The sequence below is a fragment of the Sinomonas sp. genome, from assembly GCF_036848755.1.
Taxonomy (GTDB): Bacteria; Actinomycetota; Actinomycetes; order Actinomycetales; family Micrococcaceae; genus Sinomonas.
Map to the genome: position 1 here is coordinate 1 of NZ_DAIUJO010000108.1, position 8,684 is coordinate 8,684.

At 69.6% G+C, this 8,684-nt stretch carries 7 protein-coding genes; 4 read left to right on the forward strand and 3 right to left on the reverse strand.

Going from position 1 to position 8,684, the window contains the following annotated elements; translation table 11 throughout:
- A partial coding sequence (locus tag V7053_RS15055; protein ID WP_334173083.1) for a G1 family glutamic endopeptidase occupies positions 1-1,631 on the reverse strand: 1,631 nt, incomplete at its 3' end.
- A 264-nt stretch (positions 1,632-1,895) separates the two neighbouring features.
- Positions 1,896-2,942 (reverse strand): LacI family DNA-binding transcriptional regulator, encoded by a 1,047-nt coding sequence (locus V7053_RS15060; protein ID WP_334173084.1) that lies wholly within the window; start codon positions 2,940-2,942, stop codon positions 1,896-1,898.
- 123 nt (positions 2,943-3,065) lie between these two features.
- Between V7053_RS15060 and V7053_RS15065 the strand changes: the two genes are divergently transcribed.
- The 4 genes from V7053_RS15065 to V7053_RS15080 all read left to right on the forward strand — a co-directional run bounded on the left by V7053_RS15065 (position 3,066) and on the right by V7053_RS15080 (position 7,117).
- Positions 3,066-4,010, forward strand: a complete 945-nt coding sequence (locus V7053_RS15065) for a dihydrodipicolinate synthase family protein (RefSeq protein WP_334173085.1) — start codon at positions 3,066-3,068, stop codon at positions 4,008-4,010.
- Positions 4,011-4,185: 175 nt separating this feature from the next.
- On the forward strand, positions 4,186-5,502 hold the full coding sequence (locus tag V7053_RS15070; RefSeq protein ID WP_334173086.1) for an MFS transporter: 1,317 nt from the start codon (positions 4,186-4,188) through the stop codon (positions 5,500-5,502).
- 90 nt (positions 5,503-5,592) lie between these two features.
- On the forward strand, positions 5,593-6,039 hold the full coding sequence (locus tag V7053_RS15075) for an SRPBCC family protein (protein ID WP_334173087.1): 447 nt from the start codon (positions 5,593-5,595) through the stop codon (positions 6,037-6,039).
- A gap of 97 nt (positions 6,040-6,136) precedes the next feature.
- Entirely contained in the window at positions 6,137-7,117 is a 981-nt protein-coding gene (locus V7053_RS15080) for an NAD(P)H-dependent flavin oxidoreductase (protein ID WP_334173088.1), read from the forward strand.
- Here the strand turns inward: V7053_RS15080 and V7053_RS15085 are convergent.
- Positions 7,114-8,481: a hypothetical protein gene (locus tag V7053_RS15085; RefSeq protein ID WP_334173089.1), complete on the reverse strand. Its 1,368-nt coding sequence runs from the start codon at positions 8,479-8,481 to the stop codon at positions 7,114-7,116. The genes V7053_RS15080 and V7053_RS15085 overlap by 4 nt on opposite strands.
- Positions 8,482-8,684: the final 203 nt, after the last annotated feature.

Genomic DNA, 8,684 nt, shown 5'->3' on the forward strand with positions numbered 1-8,684 from the left:
TAGTTCTGGTACGAGCCGCCGTTGACCAGACCGGTGACGACGTCGGTGCTCGGGTAGCCCAGGACCCCGCGCTCGAAGCCGGTCGACTGCCATTCGGAACGGATCGCCCCGATCGACTCATGCGTGCCCGCGGCCGGAGAGGAGACGATCGCCCCGCCCTGGTAGTTCTGGTACGACCCGCCGTTCAGGAGCCCGGTGACCACCTCCGTGGCCGGGTAGCCCAGGACCCCGCGCTCGAAGCCCGTGGACTGCCATTCGGAACGGATCGCCCCGATCGACTCGTGCGCCCCGGTGGCCGGGGACCAGACGATCGCCCCGCCGTCGTAGTTCTGGTAGACGCCGCCGTCGACCAGTCCCCCGACCTCGTCCGTGGAGGGATAGCCCATGACCCCGTTCTCGAACCCGAGCGCGGCCCACTCCCCGCGGATCGCCCCGTGGGAGACGTACAGGCTTCCGGACGGGGCGGCGATCACGGCCCCGTACTGGTAGTTGCGGTAGTAGCCCCCGTCGCGGATCGGAGTCACGGCGCCGGTCGCTGCCCCGAGGCCCCATTGGGCGGCCTTGGCGTCCATCGCCTGGGCGAGCGTCATCGCCGTGATGGTCGCGGTGGAAGTGCTCGAGCCGTTGCCGTTGGTTGCGGTCAGGGTAGCGGTGTACGTCCCGGCCGTGGTGTAGGTGTGGGACGGATTCTGCGCCGTCGACGTCGACCCGTCGCCGAAGTTCCAGGACCACGAGGTCGGGGAGCCGGCGGACGTGTCGGTGAAGCCCACCGACAGCGGAGCGGTTCCCGACGTGGGGCTGGCGGTGAACGAGGCCACCGGCGCGTTCCCGTATGACTCCCAGTGGTCGGCGAAGGAGGTTCCGTCTGGCGAGAGGCCCCCGGGGTACGCCATGGTGTGACCCGTGGAGTCCTGCATGACGAGCGAATCTGCGCCGTTCGCGGGGGTGTACTGGACGTTCCCTGCTGCGTCCACGTCGTAGTACGCGTGGGTGATGTTGACCTGGCCATAGTTCGCCAGGTCAGGAAGGGAGCCGTTGATGGTGGGCCGCTCGACGATCCACTCCGCGGAGTTGCCGGGAGCGGGCGAGGCCTGGGAACCAGTCACGCACGTGCTCTGGGTGTAGTCGCACAGCGTGAAGTCCGCGGTTCCGTTGGCCCAGTGCACGTGCGTCGCCACGTCGTCGCCGACGTTGGGGACAAGGTTGGTGATCTCCATCTCGTTCTCCATCGGGTACAGCTCGAACCAGAAGAAGCTCGTCTGCCCGTTGGTCGCAGCGTCCTGCTCGGTGCCGTCCTGGATCAGCTCGTTGGTCGAGTCCATCCCGCCGATGCCGGGCCAGATGCTGGAGTACGCCGGCTGGTTCCCGTTCCCGGTCACTGCCGGGACGGTCCACTCGGCCTGGGCGTAGTTCGGTGCGGAAGTCTGGGCTGCATAGCCGGACCAGTTCGACGAGCTGTAGGCCGCGGAGCTGGCGGGCACTTTGGTGTGACGCGATGCGACCTGCCTGCAGTCCAAGGTCGGGAGCCACTTCACGTGCAGGGCCGCAGCCTTGGCGAAGATCGGGGATCCCACGGGGGCGCCCGCCTCGGCCGCCGCGAGGGTCCCCCCGGGCGATGCGGGAGAGGTCACGGTCAGCTGGCCACAGCTCGATGCCTGGTGCCTGACCGGGGAAGAATCGGCGGCCTCGGCGCTGGAACCTGCTGCCAGGTTTCCGGCCACGGCAAGGAAAGCCGCGGCAAGGGCGTACGTCCATCGGGATCTCACGTCTCACAACCATAAAGTGACACGATCTGTAAGATCAATAAACGGATTTGACTTTGCTTCAGGCCCCCTGAGTAACGGGTGCAGGCCCGCCGGCTCGGTGCTGAACTGTGGGGATCGACTCCCGCAGGCTCAAGGGCGCACCTCGGTGAGGACGGCGGGTCGGGCGGTCGAGGCCCGCGGGATGAGGGTGGGCGCGAGCACGCGATGCGGCGCCCGGGCTGGCCGCCCTTGGATGGAGTCCATGAGCGCATCGACGGCGGCGTTCGCGATGTCCGCGAAGGGCACGCGCACGCTGGTGAGGGGGACGGGGAGTCGCGCGACGAGCGGGATGTCGTTGTATCCGACGATGGAGACGTCCGTGGGAATGCCGAGCCCGGCGCGCTGGATCACCGAAGTGAACCCGAACGCGGTGTTGTCGTTGACGGCGAAGACCGCCGTCGGCCGGTCCGCGGAGGCGAGGAAGGCCTCGGCAGCCGCCTCGCCGCTTTCCATGCTGAACGTCGACGGGTAGACGAGCCCGGGGGGCTCGGCGATGCCGGCCTCGCGCAGGGCCTGGCGGTAGCCTTCGCGGCGGGAGATCGCTGTTGATGCATGGTCGGGGCCGGCGACGAGGCCGATCCGGCGGTGGCCGAGGTCCATCAGGTGGCGGGTGGCGAGGTAGCCGCCCAGGGCGTCGTCGCCGACGACGCTCGGGCTCTCCCCGTAGGAGCGCAGCGCGAGCACGTGTGGGATTCCCCGCTCGACGAGTTCGGTGCACAGCCCGCCCTCGGTCGTCGCGGTCGTCAGGATGAGCCCGTCGACGCGCGAGGCGAGCATGGCGAGCCCGCTCTCCCGTTCGAGCGCCGGGTCGTCGTAGGTCGTGGCGACGAGGGCGTGGTAGCCGCGGGCGGCGCTCGCGGCGGCGATCTCCTCGAAGAGCATCGCCATCACGGTGTCGGTGAGCCGGGAGACGAGCACGCCGATCGTGTTGGTCTGCTGGCGCCGGAGGTTCGCCGCCGTCGGGTTCGGCTCGTAGCCGAGGGACTCCGCGACCGCCCTGATCCGCGCCGCTGACGGGCTCCGGTAGAAGCGGTGCTCGCGGTTCATCGCGCGCGACACGGTCGAGCGTGCGACGCCCGCGGCCTCCGCGACGTCGGCGATCGTCGGCCGCGGGCCGCCGGACTCCCTGGCTTCCATGGTTCCCTTCCCTGCCCCCTTGACGTGCTCCTGTGAACCAGCTTACAGTCGAAGCAATCGATAAGGGAATCGATTGCACAACCGAATCGAAACACTGTCAGCACCACCCGAAGGAGAAGCTCCATGACCACCCTCGATCTGCGCGGCCTGGTCCCCGCCCCCGTGACCCCCTTCACCCGCGACGGCGACGTCGACGTCGCCGCGATCCACCGCCTCGGCGGCTGGCTCGGAAGCGTCGAGGGTGTCAAGGGCCTCGTCGTCCTCGGCCACGCCGGGGAAGGCACGTTCCTGACCCAGGCCGAGCAGGCCCTCGTGATCTCCTCCTTCCGCGACGCCGTGGACGGGAAGCTGCCGATCATCGCCGGCATCACCGGCGAGGGCAACAAGGTCGCCGCCGAGGAGGCCCGGCGCGCGGTCGACGCCGGCGCTTCCGCCGGCCTGGTCTACCCCTCCCACGGCTGGCTGCGGTTCGGCTACCAGGAGGGCGCCCCGCAGTCGCGGTACAAGGAGATCTACGCGGCAAGCGGCCTGCCGCTGATCCTGTTCCAGTACCCGGACGTCACGAAGGCCACGTACAACCTCGACACCCAGCTCGAGATCGCCGCGCAGGAGGGCGTGTTCGCCACCAAGAACGGCGTGCGCAACATGCGCCGCTGGGACACCGAGATCCCCGTGCTGCGCGCGGCGTTCCCGGAGCTGCAGATCCTCACGTGCCACGACGAGTACCTGCTGCACACCATGTTCGACGTCGACGGCGCCCTGGTCGGCTACGGCGGGCTCGCCCCCGAGCCCCTCGTCGAGCTCATCGCAGCCGGCAAGGCCAAGGACTACGCCAAGGCCCGCGAGGTCCACGACCGGCTCCTGCCCGTGACCAAGAACGTCTACCACCGCGGCTCCCACATGGAGGGCACGGTCGCGCTCAAGGAGGGCCTCGTAGCCCGCGGCATCCTCGAGCACGCCACCGTCCGGACCCCGCTGCTGCCCCTGGCCCCCGGCGCGCACGAGGAGATCGCCCTCGCCCTCGCCTCGGCCGGCCTCGGCCGCGTCGCCGCCCCGGTCCGCGCCTGAGCATGGCCCGCGCCTGGGTTCTCCGAGCCCAGGCCGAGCGCACGACGGCGGGGGCCCGCCCGCCGTCGTGCGCCTCCCGAGCGGCACAGGTCCGGCTGCCACGAGAGGACAGCACCGCCCCTTCCCGGGCGCAACCACCCAAGTTTGAATAGACCTCAACGACGAGGAAGTGCACGTGATACCCACAGTCAAGCCAACCGCGACGGCGGGCATGGCAGCCCTCTACTCGCGCCGCGAGATCCGCCTGATCCTGGCCTTCGCCCTGCTCGGGACGCTCTTCGACGGCGCGGAGCTGAACCTGATCGGCTACCCGCTGGTCTACATCTCCGGCAGTCTGCACGTCTCCACCATCGCCCTGATCACCGTCACGACCGTCCAGGGCTTCGCCTCGATCCTGGGCGGGTTCGTCTTCGGCACCCTCGGGGACACGCTCGGCCGCCGGCGCACGTTCGCGATCTCGGTCCTGGCCTTCGGCGTCGCCGCCATCCTCGGGGGCCTGTCCGTGAATTACGGCATGTTCATGGCCACGCGGCTCCTTGCGGGCGTCGGCATGGGCGGCCTGTTCGGCCTGTCCTTCTCGATGTTCACAGAGTGCTGGAAGACCGGCCGCCGGGGCACCATGGGCGGCATCATCCAGGCCATGTACTTCGCCGGGGAGATCCTCACGGAGGGCATGATCTTCCTCTTCCTCACCCTCCTCGGCCACGACCTCGGCTGGCGCGCAGGATACGTCGCGATCGGCGTCGTCAGCACCGTCATCGGCATCGCCTCGCTCAAGCTCCTGCCTGAGTCCAAGCAGTGGCTCGCCTACCAGCAGCACCTCAGGGAAGGCACGCTGCCCAAGGAGATCCGCCGCGCGAAGGTCCCGGTCATCGACATCTTCAAGCCCCAGTTCGTCTTCGGGACCGTGCTGTTCATGGTTCTCTCCACCGCTATGTTCCTCACCACGAACTCCGTCGGCGCGTACCTCTCCACCTACCTGCTCACGGCCCAGAAGCTCTCCCTGAACACGGTCAGCCTCGTCGTCCTGCTCGGCTACGTCGCCACGATCATCGCCTACACCCTCACCGGCGTCGTCTCCGACGTCATCCGGCGCAAGTACGCCTTCACCCTCGCCAGCGCCGTCGGCACGGTCGGGTTCGTCTGGTTCCTGGCCCTCCTGAGCACCCACTCGGCGCACGTCGGCGCGAACTTCTGGGCATGGCCCACCTTCTGGGCACTCATGCTCTGCGCCGGCGCGGCAGGCGGGTTCGGGGTCCTGGGCGTGTGGATGTCGGAGTACTTCCCCACCCGCATCCGCTCCACCGGCTCCAGCGCCAGCTACTACGTCGGCCGCGGACTCGGCGCCGGGATCTTCCCCCTCTTCGCCCTCACTCTCGCCGGGACCGTGCCGTTCGCCCTCGCCCTGGGCATCCTCGGCCCCGCCGCCGGCCTCCTCTTCTCCCTCGTCGCCCCCGACCGCACCGGACGGACCATCGCCGACCTCGAATAGGCCCCAAGGGGCACGGCCCCCCGGTCCCGCCGCCGAAGAATCGCGCGTTCGCGCGATGCGCTCCCCCACCGACGCAAGGATGCTAGTGGCATGAGCACCATCGAATTCGACCTCGAGTCCACGGCCACTCCGGAACAGGTCCGGGGCGCCCTGACCGACTTCTCCGAACAGCGCCCCCGCCTCTGGCCCGGCATCGATCCGTCCCTGTACAAGGTCTACTCCCTCGGCCAGACCACCGCCGAAGCCCGCGAGGGAAGCAAGGGCCCCGGCGGGAAGGTCTGGGCCCGAGAGCACTACGACTGGTCGGACCCCGAAACCGTGCGCTGGACGGTCCAGGAGAGCAACTTTTCCAGGCCGGGCAGCTACGTCTCCGCCACCATCCGTCCCCGGGGCGGCGGCAGCTTGGTCCACATCGTGTGGGACCGCACCGGGACCACCATCGCAGGGAAGCTGATCTGCAGCATGGTCAGGCTCTCCGGGGGAAAGCCTGTCGCGGCATCGTTCAGACGCGGCCTCGAGGCAATCGAGAAGCACTGACCGCCCACCGAAAAACCCTCCCCACCGCTCCTCCCGCGGAGCGGCACGAGAGTCCTACACTCGCCTTGCCGAAGGCTGCCAGTGTTGGAGGGAAACCATGATACGAACACCAGTCTGCGACCTGCTGGGCATCCAGCACCCCGTTGTCCAAGCCGGAATGGGCCCGTTCGGCAGCGGGGCCGCGCTAGCGGCGGCCGTCTCGAACGCCGGTGCGATGGGCAGTCTGGGCGGCGCCTTCCGACCCCTCGGCGAACTACGAGACCAGGTGCGTCAGCTCAAGGAATCGACCGAGAAGCCCTTCGCCGTCAACTTCACTCAGACCTGGGCTCAGGACCACCCAGATGCGCTGGACCTGGTCCTCGGGCTCGGCGTGCCGGTCGTCTCCTTCGCGTTGGGCGACCCGGGCCAGTGGCCACGAAGGGCACACGAATCCGGCGCCCTGTTCATCCAACAGGTCCACACCGTCGAGCAGGCCAGAATGGTCGCCGAGCGCGGAGTCGACATCGTCATCGCCCAGGGTACCGAGGCCGGCGGCTTCGGCGGCACGATCGGCATGGCCGTACTGGTCCCGCAGGTCGTCGACGCTATCAGACCGGTGCCAGTGCTCGCAGCCGGCGGCATCGCCGACGGGCGCGGCCTCGCGGCGGCGCTCGTACTGGGGGCCCAAGGCGTCAACATGGGGACCCGTTTCCTCGCCTCGGCCGAGGCCTCGATCAGCGAGGCTTGGAAGCAGGAGATCATCGCGGCGGGTGCGTCCGCCGCTGTGAAGGCTCCAGTCTGGGACCGTATCTTCCCCAAGCCGGCCAACGGCGCCTTCGACGTCGTCCCGCGCGCGCTCGAAACAGGCTTCCTTCGGAAATGGGGGCCGGACGAGGACGGGGCGGCGGCGCGGGCAGCGGATCTCCGGCAGGAGGTAGTGGACGGGATCCAGCACGGCCGGATGGAGGAGTTCGTCCCCTTCGGCGGGCAGTCCGCCGGGCTGATACGGGAGATCCTGCCGGCCGCCGAGATCGTCTCCCGCCTCATCGAACAGGCCACGGACGCGCTCGCCTCGGTCGGGCACCTCGCCCAGGCCTAGAAGACGCGGCGCGAGATGCATGCGGGCTTGCTGCTCAGGGCGGGCTGGCGGCGTACGAAGAGCTCCGCCGCGCTGTCGCGGGCCGTGCGCTCCCATTCCTTGCTGTGCGCGAGGTAGCCGCCCAAGGCCGTGCCCGGCGGAATGAGGACGCATCCGGCGCCTGCTAGCCCTTGTTCGGTATCGCCTTCGCCTTCGAGGATGCGCTGGTCGGCGAGGACGCGTGTGGGTCCGTAGAGGTCGTTCCGGGAGTCGAGCGAGACCTCGACGTCGGGGCGCTCGAGCAGGACGAAGCCGCCCAGCGCGTATGAGTTGAACAGCCTGCATCCGGAGGGGATGGCATCGACGACGGCGCTGGAGTACTGGTCGGGGCTGGGCTGGCCGAGGTGCCCGAGCCCGAGGAAGGCCATCACTGCTACGGCGCTGAGGCCTGCGGCCGCCGCAGGGACGACGACGGCGCGCCAACGCCGGAGGGAGCGCCTGACCAGAGGCTGGGAAGCCGATGCCGCAAGGACGGGCAGCGCCAGCAGCAGCAGGATGGGGAGTATCCGGATGGCGCCGAGGCTCCCGGCCGCCGCGACTCCGAGGGCGCCGACAGAGACCACGTCGCGCTGTCGCAGGGCGATCGCCAGGGCCACGAGGCCGAGGGCGAGCATGGTCATCTGGGCCGGATCGGCGGGATCGATGTGCTGCCACTCGGTCACGACCCCGGCTGATGAGTCCTGGACCTGCGCGGTCTGGGCGAACAGCCCAGCCCCATAGGGGTTGAGGAAGGAACACACAGCCGATACGCCCAGTGCCGCGGCGCACCAGCCTCCGCGGGCCCTGGTGCTGCGACGGACGAGCACGAGGCCGGTCACCACACCGGTGACGGCGACCCCCAGCAGGGCTGCGGCGTGCAGATTGACCCATGCCGCGGTGAGGGCCCCCACACCGGCAACGGCCAGGAGGCCAGCGCGGCCGGCGACGAGCCGCTGGAGCAGGAGCACAAGCGCCGGAACCGCGATGTAGTCCACGAGCTGGGGTCGTGCGGACAACCACGCAATCAGCAGCGGCGAGACGAGCAGCACGGCGGCGGAGGCGACTGGCGCCCTGGCACCCAGCACGCGTGCCTGGAGCAGCACCAGCCCGAAAGCGGCTGCGGCCATCCCAGCGCAGGCGAGAGCGACCGCGGGCAGCCCGGCAGCCCTGTACGCGAGGGCTGCCAGGACATCGAACCCCCATGAGTTCAGGGTCCAAGGCTGACCGTTCACAGTCCAGGAGAAGGGGTCGGCGGCCGGAAGGCTCCCCTTCGCGATGGCGAGCAGGCCGGTGCGCACTTCCCAGAAGGTGTCCGTCTCACTGAGGGTGCCGGCCCTGAGCAGCACCACAGGAAGTGTGGCCAGCCACGCCAGCAGCCATCCCTTCCGGGCAGCCCATGTTCGAAGACGGGAGCGAGCAGTGATTCCATGCCCCCGCACGGGGCCTGGCCCGGTGCCGGGAGGACCTGGGACTCCCGCGGAGCCCGGTTCCGCCGTCTCGGGAGGTGGAGCGGTCGGGCCGTCCGCCAGGATGGGCCGCGTCCGAACTC